The organism is Crateriforma spongiae (genome assembly GCF_012290005.1).
GTDB classification, from domain to species: Bacteria; Planctomycetota; Planctomycetia; order Pirellulales; family Pirellulaceae; genus Crateriforma; species Crateriforma spongiae.
In genome coordinates, this window is sequence record NZ_JAAXMS010000005.1 from 349,160 (window position 1) to 368,669 (window position 19,510).

At 56.1% G+C, this 19,510-nt stretch carries 13 protein-coding genes and 1 pseudogene; 7 read left to right on the top strand and 7 right to left on the bottom strand.

The window, feature by feature from the left end; translation table 11 throughout:
* Positions 1-37 precede the first annotated feature (37 nt).
* Positions 38-1,366 carry a Gfo/Idh/MocA family protein gene (locus HFP54_RS15385; protein ID WP_168565801.1) on the top strand — a complete coding sequence of 443 codons (1,329 nt, stop codon included), beginning with the start codon at positions 38-40 and terminating at the stop codon, positions 1,364-1,366.
* 281 nt (positions 1,367-1,647) lie between these two features.
* Here the strand turns inward: HFP54_RS15385 and HFP54_RS15390 are convergent, their stop codons facing one another.
* On the bottom strand, positions 1,648-2,940 hold the full coding sequence (locus HFP54_RS15390) for a glycoside hydrolase 5 family protein (RefSeq protein ID WP_168565802.1): 1,293 nt from the start codon (positions 2,938-2,940) through the stop codon (positions 1,648-1,650).
* Positions 2,941-3,402: 462 nt separating this feature from the next.
* On the opposite strand from HFP54_RS15390, the gene HFP54_RS15395 reads away from it, so the two are divergent.
* From HFP54_RS15395 to HFP54_RS25670, 4 genes and pseudogenes are all read left to right on the top strand, one after another.
* Positions 3,403-4,815, top strand: coding sequence for a uroporphyrinogen decarboxylase family protein (locus HFP54_RS15395; protein WP_168565803.1), 1,413 nt, complete (start codon positions 3,403-3,405; stop codon positions 4,813-4,815).
* A gap of 6 nt (positions 4,816-4,821) precedes the next feature.
* A pseudogene (locus HFP54_RS15400) lies at positions 4,822-5,142 on the top strand (SDR family NAD(P)-dependent oxidoreductase); the annotation flags it as partial.
* Positions 5,143-5,258: 116 nt separating this feature from the next.
* A complete protein-coding gene (locus HFP54_RS25665) occupies positions 5,259-6,209 on the top strand; it encodes an alkyl/aryl-sulfatase (protein WP_235951856.1) in 951 nt (316 codons plus the stop codon).
* A gap of 3 nt (positions 6,210-6,212) precedes the next feature.
* A complete protein-coding gene (locus tag HFP54_RS25670; RefSeq protein ID WP_315853907.1) occupies positions 6,213-6,710 on the top strand; it encodes an alkyl sulfatase dimerization domain-containing protein in 498 nt (165 codons plus the stop codon).
* Between the two features lie 103 nt (positions 6,711-6,813).
* On the opposite strand, the gene HFP54_RS15410 is transcribed toward HFP54_RS25670, so the two are convergent.
* On the bottom strand, positions 6,814-7,095 hold the full coding sequence (locus HFP54_RS15410; protein WP_146413250.1) for a peptidylprolyl isomerase: 282 nt from the start codon (positions 7,093-7,095) through the stop codon (positions 6,814-6,816).
* Positions 7,096-7,359: 264 nt separating this feature from the next.
* On the opposite strand from HFP54_RS15410, the gene HFP54_RS15415 reads away from it, so the two are divergent.
* Positions 7,360-8,652 carry a DUF3472 domain-containing protein gene (locus HFP54_RS15415; RefSeq protein WP_206036238.1) on the top strand — a complete coding sequence of 431 codons (1,293 nt, stop codon included), beginning with the start codon at positions 7,360-7,362 and terminating at the stop codon, positions 8,650-8,652.
* Between the two features lie 90 nt (positions 8,653-8,742).
* Here HFP54_RS15415 and HFP54_RS15420 read toward each other — a convergent pair whose 3' ends face one another.
* The 4 genes from HFP54_RS15420 to HFP54_RS15440 form a co-directional block, all read right to left on the bottom strand.
* Positions 8,743-11,169, bottom strand: a complete 2,427-nt coding sequence (locus tag HFP54_RS15420; RefSeq protein WP_168565804.1) for an alpha-L-arabinofuranosidase family protein — start codon at positions 11,167-11,169, stop codon at positions 8,743-8,745.
* A 202-nt stretch (positions 11,170-11,371) separates the two neighbouring features.
* Entirely contained in the window at positions 11,372-14,377 is a 3,006-nt protein-coding gene (locus HFP54_RS25675) for a glycoside hydrolase family 97 N-terminal domain-containing protein (protein WP_235951858.1), read from the bottom strand.
* Positions 14,378-14,607: 230 nt separating this feature from the next.
* Positions 14,608-15,138 (bottom strand): NUDIX domain-containing protein, encoded by a 531-nt coding sequence (locus HFP54_RS15435; RefSeq protein WP_168565805.1) that lies wholly within the window; start codon positions 15,136-15,138, stop codon positions 14,608-14,610.
* Positions 15,139-15,263: 125 nt separating this feature from the next.
* A complete protein-coding gene (locus HFP54_RS15440) occupies positions 15,264-16,187 on the bottom strand; it encodes a metallophosphoesterase (protein WP_146413253.1) in 924 nt (307 codons plus the stop codon).
* Between the two features lie 564 nt (positions 16,188-16,751).
* On the opposite strand from HFP54_RS15440, the gene HFP54_RS15445 reads away from it, so the two are divergent.
* Complete coding sequence (locus HFP54_RS15445) at positions 16,752-17,744, top strand: MDR family oxidoreductase (RefSeq protein WP_168565806.1); 993 nt, start codon at positions 16,752-16,754, stop codon at positions 17,742-17,744.
* Here HFP54_RS15445 and HFP54_RS15450 read toward each other — a convergent pair.
* Positions 17,741-19,057, bottom strand: a complete 1,317-nt coding sequence (locus HFP54_RS15450; RefSeq protein ID WP_235951860.1) for an FAD-dependent oxidoreductase — start codon at positions 19,055-19,057, stop codon at positions 17,741-17,743. The genes HFP54_RS15445 and HFP54_RS15450 overlap by 4 nt on opposite strands.
* Between the last annotated feature and the right edge of the window lie 453 nt (positions 19,058-19,510).

Below are 19,510 nucleotides of genomic sequence, written 5' to 3' on the forward strand. Positions count from 1 at the left end.
AGTTTTGGCCCATCCGCATTTAAGAAAAGGTTTTCGGATGACCGCCAAATGCAACCACGGTCGTAGCCGACGAAGTTTCATCAAGCGGGCGGCCACGACGGCATCAGCGGCTTTCGCCGTTCCCACCATCATTCCGCGGCACGTGTTGGCATCGGATTCATCACCCGGTGCCAATGATCGAATCAATGTGGGCATCATTGGCATGGGCATGCGGGGCGATCAATTGACCCGCAACATTCCGAATTCCGGACGTGTCGTGGCGATTTGTGACGCGGATCTTCGCAAAACCGAGGAAGTGACAAAGAGGAATCAAGCCGATTGGCGGGTCTATCAAGACTATCGCAAACTGATTGACCAGAAAGACATCGACGCGGTGATGGTGGCGACCGTCGATCACCATCACGTGTTGGCCAGCATCCTTGCATGCCAAGCCGGAAAAGACGTCTATTGCGAAAAGCCCCTGTCGTTGTATCTGCGCGAAGGCCGTGCCTTGGTTGATGCGGCACGTCAATACGATCGAGTTGTTCAGACGGGTACCCAACAGCGAACGATGGAAATGAACCAGTTCGCGTGCGAGTTTGTCCGTGACGGTGGGATCGGTGACATCCGAGCCGTTGAATGCGTCAACTTTCGAGGCCCCAATCCTTATCCCGCCAAAGGGTTGCCCGCCGAACCGATTCCCCAAGGCGTCAACTGGGATCTATGGCAGGGACAAGCTCCGGTGCATCCATTTCATCACGAATTGTTTCAGCACTGGACCGTCAAGAATGGACGCTGGTGGGGCAACTGGCGTGACTATGCCAATTCGCAGGTCACCGGCATGGGCGCCCATGCCTATGACATGGTGCAGTACGCTTTGGGAACCGATCAAACCGGTCCTGTCGAATTCTGGCCGGTGGATGAAGGCCCGCAAGCACGCGTGGATTTTCGTTATGCCAACGGAGTTCATGTGCGACTGAGCTTTCCAGACAAAGAACCACGACGTGGGCCTCAGTTGGGTGCCGTGTTCACCGGTTCGAAATGCAAGATGGAAATCAATCGCAACAAGTACACCACCAACCCACCAGATTTCGTGTCCGATCCGCCGGATCCGGAACTAGCGGCGAAATGGGAAGGCGACGACTTGATCGCACGCGGCCATGTCGACAACTGGTTTGATTGTATCCGTTCACGTGAAAAGCCCAATGCGGATGTGGAAATCGGACACCGCACGGCCTCGATCAGCCACCTGATCGTCATCACTCGCATGCTGGGACGGCGTTTGCAATGGGACCCCGAAACGGAAACATTTCCCAACGATGACGAAGCCAACGCGTTGCTGGATCGTCCTCGTCGAAACGGTTGGGAATTGCCCGAAATCGGTTGACCAAGATCGATCCGGCGAACCGCATCAATTCGGTTCGTCCCGGTCGACGGGAAAGACCTGGCGAAGTGCCCGATGCTGCGACATGGAAATCGGCAACATGCATCCGTGTCGTGATCCTTCGGGCAAACGATACTTGTCCCAATCCTTGTGATGCGTGTCGCCGAAAACCGGCACCCACGGGCCATACAATTCGGGCGACGGTTTTGATCGGGAATGAATGACCCGCCGACGCAATAAGGATTTGGCGTTTTCGTTGATACAATGGGGCAAACGCACGCCGATCAATCGGTTTGCAATCTCGGGCCGGTCAGTTTCTTGAAAATCTGAATCTCTTGGGCGTCAAACGGCGTTCCATCAGCACGCAACAAATCGTGGAACCACAACTCCGGTTCCGGAAAGGCTTCGCCGGGGGCCACCACGTTGCCGCTGCGTCGTTCGGCAACCAAGTCTTTGCCTTTGCGGCTTTCCCAAGGCCAAATCGTTCCTGATTTGCCGGAGACGAATCCCCAATTGACCGCGCCGACATGGTGCTTCTTCAGAACCGGCAAGCAGTCTTGGACCGTGCTTCCACGAGTCCGTGCTAGCCACTCGGTGATGATCACAGGACGCCCGTCTTGCTTGTAGTCCAGAATCAATTCCTCCAGTTCCACCGGAGGGCTGTAACTGTGGATGGAATGGATGTCAGCATTGGCACGATTGATTGCGATATTCCCCGCTCCGACGCTGCCGGCCGAATTGCTGGTGATCGGTTGCGATGGATTGACTTCGCGTGCCCACACCCAAGACTGGTGGACCAAGCGTTTGGATCGATCTCCCATGCTGGTTTTCGAGCCCTTTTGTTTGGCCATGTCTCCCGATTCGCCTTTGCCGCGACCCGGTTCGTTGTACAGTTCCCAGAACAACACGCGGTCGTCATTGGCAAAGCGTCGCATTGTGCCTTGGACGTAACCACGCAGACGTGCGTCTTCATCGACGGTTGCATTGCCCTCAGCAAACCTGACCGCCAGATCACGCGCCGGACAGTTTCGCCAACCCGAATTGTGGTAACGCCTAACTGGCAACGGCTGCGGTCCCAGTTCGGGATTCGGAAAGTGACAGTCGTCAAAGAAGACGAAGAATGGCCGAATTTGGTGCTTTGCGCAGATGTCCAAGAACTGGTCCATGCGTCCGTAGAAGCCATCTTCGTCATCGGCCCAGACCAAGTCATGTAGGTAGACCCGCAGGGTATTCATGCCGATGTCTTCGGCCCAACCGAGTTCTTTGTCGATCTGTTCCGGATCAAACGTCGACGACTGCCACATGTCGATTTGATTGATCGCCGTCGCGGGATAATAGTTGCATCCGACCAACCAAGGTTGTTTCGCATACCATGCGTTGGCCCGCCCGACGGTCCAGCGACCATCGACCGGCGGAAATTCTTTCAGGATTTCTTCTGTTGGCCGCTGCCGTTTCTTGTTCGCTGATCTCTTGCGGATTGAATTGTCGGGTTTGGTATTTCCCTGCTGTGCAACGCAAACGGGATGCAACAACAGTGCGGTGGCCAAAACTGGCAACAACAGCTTTGCGGGGTTCATTGAAAATTCGTCGGTCGAAAGCTTCGGCGGGCAGGAAATCGGATTGCAGAGTCCAGCAACACAATATCCATACGTCGCTGTCGCCGAATCCTATTCACAAGAATGCGACCGAGAACCGCCGAGGCTCGGTCTCGCTTCACCATCGAGCCAACTTCACGATCCACAAGGCGACCGGCAAACCATCTGGTGTTCAATACACTGGACAAAGACTTGGGGGGCGTTGCCGAAAGAGGAATTTGGCCGGGGCGATTCATCGGTGGATGGCTTGGTGCGACATGTCGTCCTGATCCGGTCAAAACTCTCGCGAATCTGTCTTGGGCGGCCACCGAAGCAATCATGCGCCGCGACAATAGACGCAACGGTTGGTTGACCTACCCACTCGATCGCTGATCGTCGGGGGCTTGATCGCTGATCGTTGGGAGACGGGGACCGAGATTCGCATGGGGGCGCACTGGTAGCACCATGAACGATGACACTTATGCAGAAAGACTGCAGCGTTATCGCGTCGCGATGGCCAACGGCACGCCGGACCGCATCCCGATCCGGCCGTTCGTCGCCGAGGCGACGGCAACGATTGCCGGCATGACGTGCCAAGACGTGACGCAAGATTATGAAAAGGCTTTCGAAGCGGTTCGTGTCGCGGCAAAGAAATTTGGGTGGGACGCGGTCGTTCCAAACATGGTCTACGTCTGGGGGCTGATTCCCCAGTTGATGGGAACACGATACTTGGCCATTCCGGGTGTCGGTTTGGATGCGAACAACTGTTTTCAGTACAAAGAACCGCCGGAAGATCAGGCGTGGATGCGGAGCGACGAATACCAGGCATTAGCTGCCGACCCGACCGGCTTTCTGCTGGAAACGTGGATGCCTCGGACACAGTCTCGCGTCTGCGGGCCGGGTCAGTCCAATACCACGGAGAATAATCTGGCTTGGTTGAAGGGCGGAATGGCGGTCATGCAATACTTCAACGCGCTGGGACAAGCGGTTCAGCAACTGCGCGTCGAGTGTCAAACACCTGCTGCGATTTGCGGGATCTTGAAGAGTCCCTTTGACATCATTGCCGACAAGTTTCGTGGTTATCTGGGGATGACATACGATTTGTTCGAACGCCCGGCCGAAGTCATGGCGGCTGTTGAAGCGTTGATGCCGCATATGCTGGAAGTGGCGAAGGCGTCGGCGGACCCCGATCGTGTGTTGCCCGTCACGATCTGGATGCACCGCGGTTGCGTGCCACTGATCAACCAAGACCAGTTTGATCGATTCTATTGGCCGACACTGAAGCCGATCATTGAAGAACTGTGGGCCGATGGGCATCAAACCCTGTTCTATGCCGAAGGCAAATGGCATCACCATTGGGATGCGTTTTTAGAATTGCCCGCCGGCAGCATCATCGTCCACTGTGATCAAGACGATGTGTTTGAAGCCAAGAAAAAACTGGGACATAAGTTCGCCATTAGCGGCGGGATCCCCAATCGGTTGCTCAGCTTTGCGGACGCCGACGACGTCCGCCGGTTTTGTAAAAAAGTGATCGCCGAGGTCGCCGTCGATGGTGGCTACATTGCCGACGCGGGTGCGATCATGCAGAACGACACGAGTATCGAGAATCTGAGGGTCATGACCGAGACCTTCCGTGATTTCGGGACCTATTCACAGTCCTCGGGCAGCATGCCGGTCGAATCGAGCATCGCAAAGCCTGCCAACGGGCGATACGTGGGTGACGAGTCCGATCGTCCCGCCGGCGTTGTCCAACCATGGGCAGCCGTTCGACAAGATTGGCCGGAAATGACCGGTGACGAATCCGTTGTCCGGTCGTCTTGGCAAGGGATCGACGCTTGGGCTTACGCCTTCCTGTGGCACATGGTCGTGTCGTTCTAAATCGATGCTCGGATGCTTACGGAATCCAAACACGACGGCCAAACTTATAACCTGCACGGCCAAGCGATCACCCAGCAACAGTTGGCCGACTATCTGAACGCTGCCTTTGGAACGAACCTGAGCTACCGAGCGATGTCCGTGGATGAGTATCGCAAGGACCGTGTCGACGAACTGGGGGAATTCTTAGGGAACATCATCGCGGGGATCTATGAAGGCATCCGCAATGGAGCGGTCGACAATCCCAGCGATTTCCTGGCGGCTGCCGGTCGCGAACACCAGACTTGGCAGACCTACTTTGACCAACTGAAAACCCACGCGGTCACCTGATCCCGCCAACACAATCCGGGAAAGTATCCCAAGCTTGATCTCGCGATGGCTGCGCAGGAGAGCGACGATGACCGAAAGGTGCATCGAATCAATGGGGGAAATCAACCGCCCCTACTTTGCACGAAGTCCGGCTGTTCGATGGTTTCAAAGAAAAGCCGTACTTGACCGACCGTCGCACGACTCCTTTCACCTTCGCTTTCCCCTATTACTCACCAGGACAACCTCTGTTATTGGCAACCATCGTCTTCCTGGCAGCATTGCAGCCGATCATCGTTCTTGGCGCCGGTGATGCCGCAGCGCGATTGACTGCGCAAGGCAAGCAATTCGAAGAGCGTATTTTCAAGATCGCCGATAACGCTTACACGGCAGTCGGCTACAGCGTTTCGAACGTGTCGATGATTGTCGGTGACGACGGGGTGGTGATCATTGATACGGGCATGACTCTGGATGATGCCGGTCGTATCGCCGAGGAATTCCGAAAGATCACGGACCTGCCCGTCAAAGCGATCATCTTCACCTACGCGCACGGCGATCATACCGGCGGTGCAGCCGCATTTCTTGGGGAATCGCGACCTCAGATTTGGGCTCACGAGAATTTCGGCAGTGAGGCACGCGGTTGGCTCAGTGGCGACTTGACGGTGCAAAAGATGCGAGGTGCTCGGCAGGCCGGCTTTCGGCTGCCACCGGATCAACGAATCAATAACGGCGTGGCACCGGTGCGATACCCCAAGCGTGGCGGTGCGGTGTTCTCGTCCGATGACAAGACCAGCCCGACGCATTTTCTGCGAGGGGATCAACAATCATTGAACATCGCTGGGATCCAACTTGAATTGGTCTCGTCGCCCGGTGAAACGAATGACCAGTTATTCGTCTGGTATCCGGCCGCAAAAGCACTGTTCGCTGGTGACAATTTCTATCGCTCGTTCCCCAACCTGTATGCCATTCGTGGGGCTCCCAATCGCAGTGTGCGTCTATGGGCCGACAGCTTACAAAAGTTGGCGGATCATCAGGCCCAAGCTCTTGTCGGTGGTCATACCAACCCGGTGCTTGGTGCACAAAAGGTTTAAGAGGTGCTGTCGGACTATCACAACGCGTTGCGGTTCATTCATGACAAGACCGTCGAAGGGATGAACCGGGGAATGACACCGGATCAGCTGGTCGAATACGTTCAGCTGCCCGAGGACTTGGCCGGAAAAGACTACCTGCAACCGTTTTATGGACATCCCGAATGGGGAATCCGCAGTGTGTTCAACGGATATGTGGGGTGGTTTGACGGTAATGCGACCCATTTGTTTCCGTTGTCACCGAAGTCGGAAGCTCAGCGGGTCGCCGATCTGGCCGGCGGACCGGACCAATTGACCGCCAAGGCGCACGAGGCCGTTGCGTCAGGCGATGCCCAGTGGGCCGCGCAGTTGGCCGATCATTTGTTAGCGATCGAACCCAACGATCGGGAAGCCAAGCAAATCAAAGCCCAAGCGTTGACGCAATTAGCCCAAGACATGGTCAATGCGACAGCCCGGAATTATTACCTGACGGTCGCTGCGGAATTGCGGGGCGATTTGAAATAAGTCCGATCGACCTAAACTTGACGGTATCGGCTTGCCGGTCGGTGCCCTACCCCGTCACGTGGCGGCGATCAGAGCACGCCGCGGGCGATTGATCGATGTCGAATCAATCGACTCGCTTGGTGATTTCGATCAGGTGGTACCCGAACTGTGTCTTCACGGGGCCGTGAATCTTGTTCAGCTCGCCGGTGAACACGACGTCGTCAAATTCCTTCACCATTTGACCGCGGCTGAAGGTCCCCAGTTCGCCGCCGGACTTTCCGGACGGGCAAGCCGAGAATTCTGCGGCGATGGCGCCGAAGTCTTTCCCGCCTTCGATCTGTTCCTTCAAGTCCTGACATGCGTCTTCGGTTTCAACCAGGATGTGACGTGCGCTGGCGGTTGCCATGGTGGTCTCGCTTTGATGGGGGTTTGGGGCGTCAATGGACAACACAACAATGATTTTGTCGGTCCAATTGGTTGCCCATCGTGTCCGGATATGTGGCCGAAGAAAACCCCATCGGCGGCGCGGCCAGCGAACTGACGTGCGGCGGCCGGTTGTGTCCCATCGACTTTTTCTTGGGGGGCGACGGCCCGTTGTCTGTTCAAACGCCGGATTTTCGTCGATTTTGAACGGCTGTCCTGTCCTTCCGATCAAACGAAAAAGACTGCTATGCATTTTCGATTCATCGCTTCCTTGCTTCTGCCGATGATTGCCACCAACGCGATCGGAGTATCGATCGTTCATGCAAAACAGTGGCAGGTTCCCGTGGCGGGGAACGCGTTTCTCGCCAATCCGAACACTCATGACCGGTCATTGCGACGTGATGGGCGTTTGATCATGCGTGATCCCGGCGAAACCTATTCGGTATTTTTTCACGTCAGTTCCGAAGTCCAACTGAAGCTGTCGATCGATGGGCGTACGCTTGGCGACAACAGCACGATTGGGGTGACGATCGGTGACCGTATGCTGGACTGTGATTTGGTGGCAAGTCCCAAATCGTCGGCGGCCATTGGAACGGTTCGGGCACCGTCGGGTTACCTGCGTGTCGATTTGCAATTGACCGATGGTTCGGATCCGGCCCAGATCGAGCAATTGATTGTCGAAGCCGCCAGCGATGATTTGCAATTGGACTTTGTCAAGAACAACGACGGCAACATGTTTTACTGGGGACGCCGTGGTCCGTCGGTTCACCTTGCGTATCGGATTCCGCGAAACGTTGACCTGAAGTACGCCTACAGCGAAATCACGGTTCCGGTTGGCCAAGATCCCATCGGCTCGTATTTCATGACCAATGGATTCGGCGAAGGCTACTTCGGCATCCAGGTGAACAGCGAATCTGAACGACGAGTCTTGTTTTCGGTCTGGAGTCCCTTTCGTACCGATGATCCCAGCGAAATCCCGAAGGAAGATCGCGTGGTGACGCTTTCCAAGGGAACCGGTGTGATTGCGAGGGACTTCGGGAACGAAGGATCGGGTGGCCAAAGCTTTCTACGCTACGAATGGAAAGCCGGTCGAACGTATCAATTCTTGACCGAAGTGATGCCCGACGGTTCCGGCAATACGCGATACACGTCGTGGTTCGGCGACAAGGACACGAAGGAATGGAAACTGATCGCAAGTTTCCAACGGCCGAAGACCGACAAGCACCTTTCGGGATTCCATTCGTTCCTAGAAAACTTCTCGCCGGCGCTCGGCCATGTTCAGCGATCAGCCCAATACGGCAATCAATGGGTCTGTGATACCCAAGGCAACTGGCACGAAGTCACCGCCGCGAAGTTCACCGGAGACAACACGGCACGTGGACGACACCGATTAGATTTCGCCGGCGGCAGTGACGGCGAAGTCTTCTATCTAAAAAACGGTGGCTTCTTTTCGGATGCCGTCGAACTAGATCAAAGGTTCCAGCGGCAGTCCACGGCCCACCTTCAACCCGACATCGACTGGAAAAATTTGCCGCGATAGTCGACGAAAACGGAAAGGCCATGGGTTCGTTCAGGCAATGAAAATATTGTTCTTGGCGACGAGGCCAATTTACCGTGAAGACACGCTTGGTCATCTTGGAATGACGAGTCCGATTACCGAGTTGGCCGGCACCAGGATCGGTTGATCCGGGGCGTAGTGAAAGTCGAAACGATACGGCTGGATCAAGGTCGGGTCATGCTCGTTGCCGATCAGCGGATGGCCCGCGGTCATCATCAGGCATTCCGCTCGGCGATTCGCGATGCCCGGCAAGCCCAATTGAAGCGACTGCCATGATGCCGATTCGCGGCTGATCAAAACCACGCCATAACTGTCTGGACGCTGAAAGACAACCGCCTTCACGCCGTCACTTTGCTCGTTGTTCACGGCCAAACGTGACTCGCCCCGGCACCATGCGTAAATGCAATGCATCGCATGTTCCGGCCGACCGTAAAACGCAGCATCAGGATCGGCTGTGGTCGGTCCCACGATCTGGGAGAACCAGTATCCGTTGTACAGACACCATTTGTTGGCACCCACCACCAAAGGTGATTCGATCAGCGTACGCCACATGTCGGCAACCAAAACGGGTGACGTCACCGAGGTCATGAATTCTCGGTCCTTTGTGTTGCCCATTCCGAATTCGCTGATGATCGTCGGCAACGTGTGTCCCAACTGCTCCTGCATGATGCGTTCGACATCGTACAGCAGCGCGGGGATCCTATCGGCGCTTCGAGTGGCTGGACTGAACTGGTCCGGTCGAGCCTCCATCGCGCTCTTGGCAAGCTGAAATCGCGGAGAATGATAAATGTGAAATTGAAAGGCGTCGGCGTAACGTCCGGCCTGTGCCAAAACGGTGGCGTTCCACTCAGGTTGGCTGTATCCATTCATCACAACCGTGATGGACGGATCGCGTTCCTTCATCGCTCGAACGTACTTCGGAAAGGCTTTGGCATATTCATCGGCCGTGCAGGACCCCGTCGGATCGGGACCATACGATTCGTTCCCGACCTCCCAGTACTTCACGCCGTACGGCTCGGGATGCCCGTTCTGGGCTCTCAGGCGGCCAAACGATGTGTCCACGGACCCGTTGCAGTACTCAACCCAATCCGCCGCCAATTGGACACGATCCGGCGCTGTCTTCAGGTAGGAAAACACGTAAGGATGGCGGACACCTTTGGGATGTTCGTTCGGGTCAATCCGTTGCGGATGATCTTTGCAGAAGGCCGTGGTGATGATCGGCGTGATGGATTCCCGCTGACAAAATTGCAGGAACTCGTCGACACCAAATCGTGCGATTCCTCGCCCGGTGCCGTCGTGATAGTTCAGAATTTCCCCGCGTGTTTCCAACGGGCCGACCGTGTCTTTCCAATTGAAAATGTCGGCGTTGCATCCGCCTGGATACCGCAGAAACGTGATTCCCATCGGCCGAAAAAGATCCAGGAAAGGCTGGCGAAAGTTCCCCTGTCGCGAATCGTAAATCTCGTTGAAGTTCTGTGTGTTGACGTTGTTGCCGAATACCAAGGGTGCGACCGCGAATGTCTTTGACGCATCTGCAGTCAACGTCACCTGGGATGAAACATCGGCGCCGTTGATGATCTGCGATGTCCGTTCCCGCAAACAAGCGATCTCCAACACACGGTCGTTCAACGCTTGGTCCGAAAGGCGGGACAGGCCGGTGTGCAATTGATCGGCACGGGTGTCAAACGCGGTGGCCAAATTGGAAGCGAAGTCATCGAGACCGGGGGGACTCGGCCCAGACGACTCGGATGCTCCTGCCAACAGAACCTGTCTTGCGTCCGCGTTCCAATACTGTTTGGGGACATAAAGATCGTCCTTCATCAGTTGAACGGTTCCACCGGGCAGACGTTTCACTGTCAATGAATCTGCCGTCAGCGATTCGAAGGCGCGGCGTTGCTGCTCGGCCAAAAACCGCTCCAGTGATGCTTGATCGCGAAAACGCGGATCCACACGAATTGTAAGATCCGCCCACGATGCTTTGCCGGAACAGGCTTGCATTCCAATGGATACCGCGGCCCATTCCAAATCCTCTGGCATGTTGACGACGTAGCGATGCCGTTGCCAATCGAAGGTGCCGAAGAAGTCGCTGAACTCGGTTCCGGAGTATTCCGGTTTGTTGGCACCCTTGGCCTTCCAACTCAGCATGGCTTTGGCGTTGTAGTAGTGTTCTCGCCCGGTGACCACTTTGTCAGCTTTTCGCCAAACGTCGATCAGAACAGCCTTTCCGGCGACCCGATCGATTGGCAACCGACGCGTAAAAGTGCGGGTGACTCCGGCATCGATCGTCATGCTGATCGCCGGATTGCCGTTGGGACCCGTCACGCTGGTGACATGTGCTTTGTCATTGCGTACGCCCTGCCATGCGGGCAACGTCGGATCTTCGAAGGTCTCGCGCAGGATGACTTCGCCCGGGCCCGATTCAGCCTGAGCCACTGCGCCAAATCGAATGAAAGCCACCAACGACAACAATGCAAAACACGAAACGAATCTGGGACGCATGTTGGGGATTCCTTTGATGCTGGACGATGGCACCGCAGTGGTGTGTGAACCCATGCACTTCGGTCACCAGGCATCGTACCTCCGGTCCTGCTCGTTCAGCGATGCGTCAACTTGATGCAGGCAGCATCGTGGAGTGAGGCAGTGGATCGATGGCCTCACAGACTCTGACGCGGTAGCCAATCCCTCGACTGTTGTCGGCCTCCTACGGCCGGTTGGTCGGGAAAATCCAGACCGCATGACCGCTGCCCTGGCTGATGGTCGCGTTGATCACGTCGTCGGCGGTGACATTTCGTGTATGAATCGACACCTTCAGCTTGTCGCGTGGATCTTCGGCGAAAATCTTCGCGGTGTAGTCGCCGGTATCCAAAAAGTCCAAAGGAATTTCCTGTTGTGTCGCTTCGTCCACGATCGTTCCCACGAACCATTGATCACCACTGCGGCGGGCGACCGTCATGGATTCGCCCACCACGCCATGGATGACTTTGGAATCATCCCAAGTGGTCGGCATCGCTTTCCAAAATTCCAGCTCCGGAAACGACCGACCCGCATAACGATCGGCCTGGTCGTACCAGTGCAGGTATTGAAGCGGACTGTAAAAGACCACGCCCAGCGCCAGTTGGAACGAACGGCTGACCACGCGATTGTCCAAGTAGCACGGCGTGTAATCGCCGGCACCGGCGATCATCCGAGCAAAGGATGTGGTCAAGACGTTTTGTGGCGGATTGCGACGACTCGCTCGTTCTTCGTTTCCCAAAATGCCTTCGACGGTCAGCAAATGCGGGTAGGTGCGTTCGATGCCCGTCAGACGAAAATTGTCGTGAATGTCCACGACCAATTCATATTCCGCCGCCTTTCTAATACAGGCAAACAGAAAACGCATGTCTGATTGGCTGCGCCAATCGACGAATCCCATTTTGACTCCGGATAGACCCCATTGCCGGTAAGTCCGGAACGTATTGTCCAAGTCATATCTGGCCATCGCGATCTTGTTGATGTAACAGATAACGCCGATTCCGTGCTCGTCGGCGTATCGGATCGCTTCCGGCATATCGATTTCATCAATGACCGTCACGGGATTCGATTTGGCGTCACGTTCCGGACCGTACCATCCGGCGTCAAAGTGAACGTACTGGTAATTGTTCGCGGCGGCGTAATCGACAATTGCTTTGGCGCCGGCAGTCGTCAGGCTGCTGCGCCAGACCTTGCCGGGCTTGATCCATGAAGTATCCTCCAACGCGCACGGCGGCGACAGATTTTGCAGCAGGTAGTGATTTTCGACCAACGTCCCCGGTTGTTCGGAAACCATCACGACCCGCCATGGTGTCGACAAAGGCAATGATGCGGAAACCGTTCCGTGGCGGAAACGGCTGATCAGACGGTTCGGCCCATTTCGATCCAACGACAGCGGGGCGTAGTTTTCCAGATCGCCTGCTTCAGCGATGGCCACAAAGTGCGCGTCGGTTTCGACCAACAAAGGACGGATGCCATGGTCGCCCATTTCCGATAGACGGACTTTGCTGTATTCCGCTTGGGGATAATCGTCCCAATAGACAAAGTGATCTTCAGTGAACTGAAACTCTGTGTTTTCCGATTCGATCTTCAGTTCCGTCTTGCCATCATGATCCGGAATCACATAACGAAACGCGACGCCTTCGTCATAAGCACGAAAGAGAAGTGTCAAACGCCGTGGAATTTGGCTGTTATAGTCCTGGTCTGAGTCATCTGACTGGGATGATCGCAAGTGAACGATGCACTCATTGAAGGCATCGGGGTAATGACTCTTGGATCCAACCACAGGTTCCCAACTGGATTGTTGGCTTTTGGTTTCGGTACCTTCAACGATGTAGGGTGGTCGGAGATGTCCGCCGCCGATCTCAAGCCCCAGCTGTGAGTTCGACAAGACGGTTTGGCCTTTGTAGGTGACTTGGTACTGTGGCGTTCCCGAAATCAAAGAAAAGTGGATCGCGTGGTTTTGCGATGGCGACATCACAACGATCGAATCATCCCCTGGGTTCGCCGCTTGCCCGGAAAACATCAACGTCTCCATGGCGGACGACTGATGACGTCGACGCCTACGTTCGCGTCGTTGCGGCGATTCTTCGCGATCACGGTCGACGCCCGCGCGGCTATCCGGACGGGACTGTGTCAGGAAGTCTTGTCGAAGCTTGATTGCGGCCATCCGCGTGTACGGTGCATTCAGACCCAAACGGCCCTCGTAGTGATTCAGGACCTTTTCGTACATCGGTCTCAATCGTCCACGACTGTCATCGGAGATGGACTTGTAGTGATAACGACCCTCGAAGCTTCGGTAGGGTTCGTACGGGACATCAAAACCCAGGTTGTACTTTGCCGTGTATTCAAATCCGGCCAACAATCGATGGTCTAACGCCGCATACAAGTCGATGTCTTGATTCCAAGCGATTTCTGCGGTGCAGGCAAGGAAGTCCAAGCCCATCTGGGTGTGCGCTTGGTCACGCCCGCTTTCCTGGCACTGGCCCGAGGGTTTGAAGTAGTTTCCAATCGCGCCGTTGCCGTCGCCGGACAGAAAATAGTTTACCCCACGATCAAACATGGCTTGATCATCCAGATACACGCCCATCGCCAACATGGTTTGCATCATGGATGCGTCCCAATTGCCGTTGGCTGAGGGATAGAAGTCTTTGATGATTGGGTAAAACACTTCACGCAGCATGCGGGCAAAGCGATCTTGGTCGGATGGTGACCAATCGTCCCAGGTGTGCTTCAGCAATTCCGCCGCATTGCAAAACTCATAGCCCTCCATCCCGATCAGCAAACGCGCGTCATGGTTGGACACGGATCGCAGCGTGCTGGACCACGCATTCAAAATTTCCGCGGACTTTTCGGCATGGCCCCGATTGTCGGTCAATACCCACAGGACGGCGTGGCGATAGGCGGCACTTGCGTCATTACTGAAATCGGATGAACCGATGTTCGGTCGGTTATACGGCCCACGTTCGACATGGGCATGTGGTGTGGGGTTCCAATTCAAATCGGCATACCGCGACGACCGCACGTCTTTCCACGCGTCTGCCCAAGGCTGATGGCCGGAAGCCAGTTTTGCTTTGACGAAAGCAATGTCATCAGCCGTGTGGCTGATTCCAGGGTGTTGGAATTCCGCATGTGACCAGGGACTCGCTGTCAAAGTGAAGCAAGTGATTGCGAAAAAGATGGGTAGGCAACGAGTCATTGATCTGGCGTCTGAACAGGCGTCAAAAGTCTGCGGTTGGCTTCTGCGAAAGCAATCCGCCCGGCTGGATGTACGAATGATCAAGTCGTGATAGATCACCCAGGACGCGACCGATGGATGATGATTTGATCGTCGGCGACGATTCTAGCTGGCCGTATGTCGTGATGGGACCTTCACGCTGACCATCGCACGAAAACCGACAAATCACCGCAGCACTTGGGCTGTCGCAACTACAATTCCGTCTGCAGCAGCTTTGCAAACAGCACATGAAGCAACTGTTGTTTTCGTATCGAGTTGCTCGGCAACTGTTGCCGGACTTCGTCAACGGTCATCCAACGATGATCGGCAACCTCCGCCGGATTGCAAACGATTGGCGTATCTTCGGACACCTTGATTAGCGCCCCGTAATAGGCTTTGCCTTGCATTGGACGGACGGAAAATTCGACATCGCGACTGCCTTCACGTTCGGGAATGGCCTTGCGACCCAGCCAGACCGATCGGCGGAAATGCAACTGTCGTTTGCCAATGCCTAGTTCCACGTCCATGCACTGCGCTGTTGCCTGCTCGACGGACACGTTTGGCGGAATACCCTCTTGCGGTGGCATCCATGCGCCTCGTCCGGCCGCGGGCTTGACCATAAGAAAAACATCCCGCTGAAGCGACTGGATCAGGCAGATGACCACGGGGCGATAACCCAACAACCGCTCACGTGTCGGGCGGTCGTAGGCCAGTTTTCCGGCCACCTTGATCCAATCAAGCATCACTTTCCTTTCCGGGAATTTTCCGCGGGTCTTCCGCATCGCGTTGGGAATCGTAGTTTGGAAAAGCATTCGATCGTAATAGGTCACTCAGCGGCCGCAGACGCCCGGGCATTGACGCCCGAGGATCAATGGACCCAGTGAAACTTCTTTGCCGACAAGACGGATTCACCGTCCCATCGATAGGCCACGAGTTTTCCACCTTTGGCCACGCTGTAATCTGTGCAAACCACGTTTGACGCCAACGGCGTCGGCGTGCCGGTCAACCAGTAATGCCCCACGAAGACAGGCGGTGCATCGGGCCGGTATCCATCTTGATTTTTGAGGACGCCCGGGGCGATGGCGATGTCTGGAACGTCGTCCGATCCTAGATGATAGCCACGATAGGTTCGGCCGTTGGCGGCTTCGTACCATTTCACTCGGACCGTGTCTCGCGGATGCCCGGACTTGTCCCGGATCTGTTGTCCAGGTGGCATTCTGATTTCTGGTCCCTTCAACACGTCTTCGATAGCGGCGTGTCGATCACTGCCGGTTTGCATGGCATCGAAGAAAAATTCCGCGGTGAATCTTCCGCGTGTTTGCAACGACCGCCGAATTTCGTCGATCTGGTCATCTTGCCAAGCTGCATGCACCACTCGGACCCCGTTCTGTTCGATGGCGACGGGCAGCGTCCGGAACCATGCGACCGCGTCGGCCAATTCACTGTTGGACAATTGGTCCAATGTGGCTTGGTGTTGCTTCTGATTCTTTCTCGAATGTTCACGGAACCACCGATCCTTGGTGCCAGGAACGGCCGTGTGAAATGCGACGGCATTGAATTCGTGATTGCCCATCACCACGACCGCATCACCGGCATCGACCATCGTGCGAACGATTCGAATCGCATTGGCAATTTCGGGTCCACGATCAATCAAATCGCCGACGAACAACGCTTGCCGATCCGGATGACGAAAACCATGACCGTGAGGATGATACCCGAGATCCAGCAACAACATCCGCAACGCATCGGCGTGCCCATGGATGTCACCGATGATGTCAAAGTGCTGTGGCACCGAAAGTCCATCCTAAGTTTAATTCGGGGTCACGTCTTCGGATTCGCTTGTCGCTCCGCCCCATTCCGAAACGAACTTGTCGCGAAAGGGAAAAGGCCTGAACGCCGGGGGGCAAATCGGCGATTCATCCACCGCCGTTAACAATCGCGGAACAACCCGATTCGCCAAGCGGCGGCGCAGCATACTTGAAAACATACGGCGCCTCGAGACGATCCCAGGATCCAGAGGGACCGTTGGGTGGAGGCGGCATGGTGGGCACGCCCGGGCGAATCGTGCCCGATCGAGTGCCGCGCGCGGTGGACGTCTTCTGTGCACATACTGACATTCCTGTTTCGCCACCTGTTCGCCGCTGGGCAATCGGTTCGCCCGCGACGCCCAGCGCCAGCACGATCCGGCCCGGATCAACGCATGGATTGGCATGGGGGGATTCTGGCACAGCGCTTGCAAAACAACAACGCTTGCAAACCAGTGATTGCCGTCCCCAAAACCGAATCCGACGACAAACCATCCTTCACCGTCCTATCCCAACCCATCGCCTCTTATCCCAGCACTTGAGCCAAACGTATGACATTCAAAGCAGTGGTCGTTGAAAAATCAGGTGACGAAAGCGTCGACGTGTCCGTGCAAGATCTGACCGAAGATCAGTTACCCGAAGGCGACGTGACGGTCGCGGTCCAATACACGACGGTGAACTATAAAGACGGACTCTGTTTGCGACCGAAAAACGGCTTGGTGCGTCAATACCCGCACGTGCCGGGTGTGGACTTTGCCGGAACCGTCGAGGCGTCCAGCGATTCGCGATACAAACCCGGCGATCAAGTGGTCCTAACGGGGTGGCGCGTCGGTGAAATCCACTGGGGGGGATTTTCGCAAAAGGCTCGCGTCAATGCGGATTGGCTGGTGCCCTTGCCCGATGGTTTGTCGACCAAGCAAGCCATGGCCGTGGGCACCGCCGGCATGGCGGCCATGCTGGCCGTGATCGCCTTGGAAGACCACGGTCTGAAGCCGGATCAGGGCGATGTCTTGGTCACCGGTGCCGCCGGCGGCGTTGGGTCCATTGCGACAACGATTTTGGGCCATCTGGGATACGGAGTTGCCGCGGTGACGGGCCGACCGGAAACCGCCGACTATCTGAAGTCACTGGGGGCAAAACGTATCGTCGAACGCAGCGAATTGGACCACGTGACCAAGCGACCGTTGGAATCCGAAACTTGGGCCGGTTGTGTCGACGCGGTCGGTGGTGAAATGTTGGCCCGCATCTTGGGGCAGATGAAATACGGCGCGTCAGTCGCCGCGGTCGGGCTAGCCGGTGGCGCGAAGCTGCCTGCCAGCGTGATTCCGTTCTTGCTTCGCGGTGTCAACTTGTTGGGAATCGACAGTGTGATGCAACCATTTGATGCTCGCGTTCGTGCTTGGCAACGGATCGCAACAGACCTACCCATGGACAAGGTGGAAACGACTATCCGGCTGGCAACTTTGGCGGATGTTCCCCAGTTGGGCGAAGACATTCTTGACGGACAAGTCAAAGGACGGGTCGTGGTCGATGTGAATGCTTAGCGTTGCCTGCATGATTCCGCCGGCCCACAGTCGTCTTCTTGCTCGCATAAATCGAGAGAACAGACACCGGTGGCCGGCAGAACCAGTTCGACGTTTCGGGCCGCTTCGCGGTCACCGGAAAGTTCGGCGACGATCGATCGGACCTGTTCATAGCCGGTCACCAGCAAGAAAGTCGGCGCCCGCCCATAACTTTTCATTCCCGCCAAATAAAAACCCGACTCGGGATGTCGCAGTTCGGCGGCACCGTGCGGCGGCACCGATCCACAGTGATGGTGATTGGGATCGATCAGGGGGCCCAGCGTTTTGGTGGCTTCGGTGGCCGGATCGAATTCCAGACGCAGTTCGCGAAGCATCGCCAAGTCGGGGCGCGCACCGGACGCCACGATGATCTCATCCACTTCGATTCGCGATCGACCATCGACGTCGATGATTTCCAGGCCACTTTCGCGGCGATGCAATGCCACGACGGACAGGCCGGTCAACAAAGTCACATTTCCTTGGTCCACGGCTTCTTTGGCAAGCGTTCCCAACTGACCACGTGCAGCGATTTCGTCGTCCGATCCGCCGCCCCACAACTTGGCCGGATTTCGACGACGAATGCCCCAAGCAATCTGTGTCGCCGGGAAATCATCAGCCAGTTTCAACAGATGCAAAACATTGCCGGTCGCGGAGTGTCCGGAACCGACGACAAGCACCCGTTTGCCGGCATACCGATCGCGATCTCCACCCAAGATATCGGGCATTCCATATTGAATGCGGTCTTGTGCCTGCTGTTCGCCGTCGGCCGGAATGCCGCCGGAACCCAGCGGATTCGGGTTCGTCCATGTCCCCGACGCATCGACCACCGCTCGAGCACGAAAACGTTTGGGACCGTCGGGACTGTCGACCACGATCAAGAACGGTGCCTCGTCGCGTCGGCCGTCTTTCATCAGATCGTGGCCTTCACGTGAGACCGAGATGACTTTGTGATTCAGCTTGATCTTCGCCGCGATGTCCGGGACCTTGGAAAGCGGATCCAAATAGCCGTCAATCAATTCCCCGGCAAAGGGGACGCGGTCGGCATCCGGCTCGGACCAATCGCCTTGTCGTTCCAACAGTCGGCGGCCTGCGGGGGCAATCAAATAGGACCAGGGAGTGAACAGTCGGACATGCCGCCAACCTGACATGCTGGCTGCCACTCGTGGGCCGGCTTCCAGCACAAGAAAATCTTGCTGGTACTGCACCAAATTGGCGGCCGCGGCAAGTCCCACCGGCCCGGCACCGATCACAACGATCGGAAGTGATTGATTGACATTGCAAAGTGGTTTCGACAACTCGGGGTCGGGTTTGTGAACTTCGGGTTTGCAAACACTGGGACTTGCGACGCCGCGGCTGGTCGAATCACTACAACATGATGTCGTCGGCAAGACGGAGAGTGGTTTTGGCTGTTCGGGTTTGTTTGCATCTGACCCGCAGCAGCCACTCGGTGATGCGTGAAGATCGTCGGGGTACGTCGCGGGAGTCGCCGGGCATTTTGAATCGGTCGCGGCGTTTCGCTGGGAAAGATCGGTATCGTCCGGTCGGATCATTGTCGTGTCTATCGTTTCGAAGTTTCTTTCAACTTCTTCTACCTAAGCAGAACAGCACCCAATTCCGGTAGCGGTACATCCACTCTCCCCCGAAAAGCGTCCGAAAGAAACGCTGACTGAGGGTGCCAGCACAGGCGGGGCGTTTCAAGATCGCTTGCCAATGATCAGGACCGATTGGCCCTCGAAGCTCGAATGCAA

Coding starts and splice junctions, on each gene's coding strand:
- HFP54_RS15385 (WP_168565801.1), top strand. CDS start 38: ATGACCGCCAAATGCAACCACGGTCGTAGCCGACGAAGTTTCATCAAG.
- HFP54_RS15390 (WP_168565802.1), bottom strand. CDS start 2,940: ATGAACCCCGCAAAGCTGTTGTTGCCAGTTTTGGCCACCGCACTGTTG.
- HFP54_RS15395 (WP_168565803.1), top strand. CDS start 3,403: ATGAACGATGACACTTATGCAGAAAGACTGCAGCGTTATCGCGTCGCG.
- HFP54_RS15410 (WP_146413250.1), bottom strand. CDS start 7,095: ATGGCAACCGCCAGCGCACGTCACATCCTGGTTGAAACCGAAGACGCA.
- HFP54_RS15415 (WP_206036238.1), top strand. CDS start 7,360: ATGCATTTTCGATTCATCGCTTCCTTGCTTCTGCCGATGATTGCCACC.
- HFP54_RS15420 (WP_168565804.1), bottom strand. CDS start 11,169: ATGCGTCCCAGATTCGTTTCGTGTTTTGCATTGTTGTCGTTGGTGGCT.
- HFP54_RS25675 (WP_235951858.1), bottom strand. CDS start 14,377: ATGACTCGTTGCCTACCCATCTTTTTCGCAATCACTTGCTTCACTTTG.
- HFP54_RS15435 (WP_168565805.1), bottom strand. CDS start 15,138: ATGCTTGATTGGATCAAGGTGGCCGGAAAACTGGCCTACGACCGCCCG.
- HFP54_RS15445 (WP_168565806.1), top strand. CDS start 16,752: ATGACATTCAAAGCAGTGGTCGTTGAAAAATCAGGTGACGAAAGCGTC.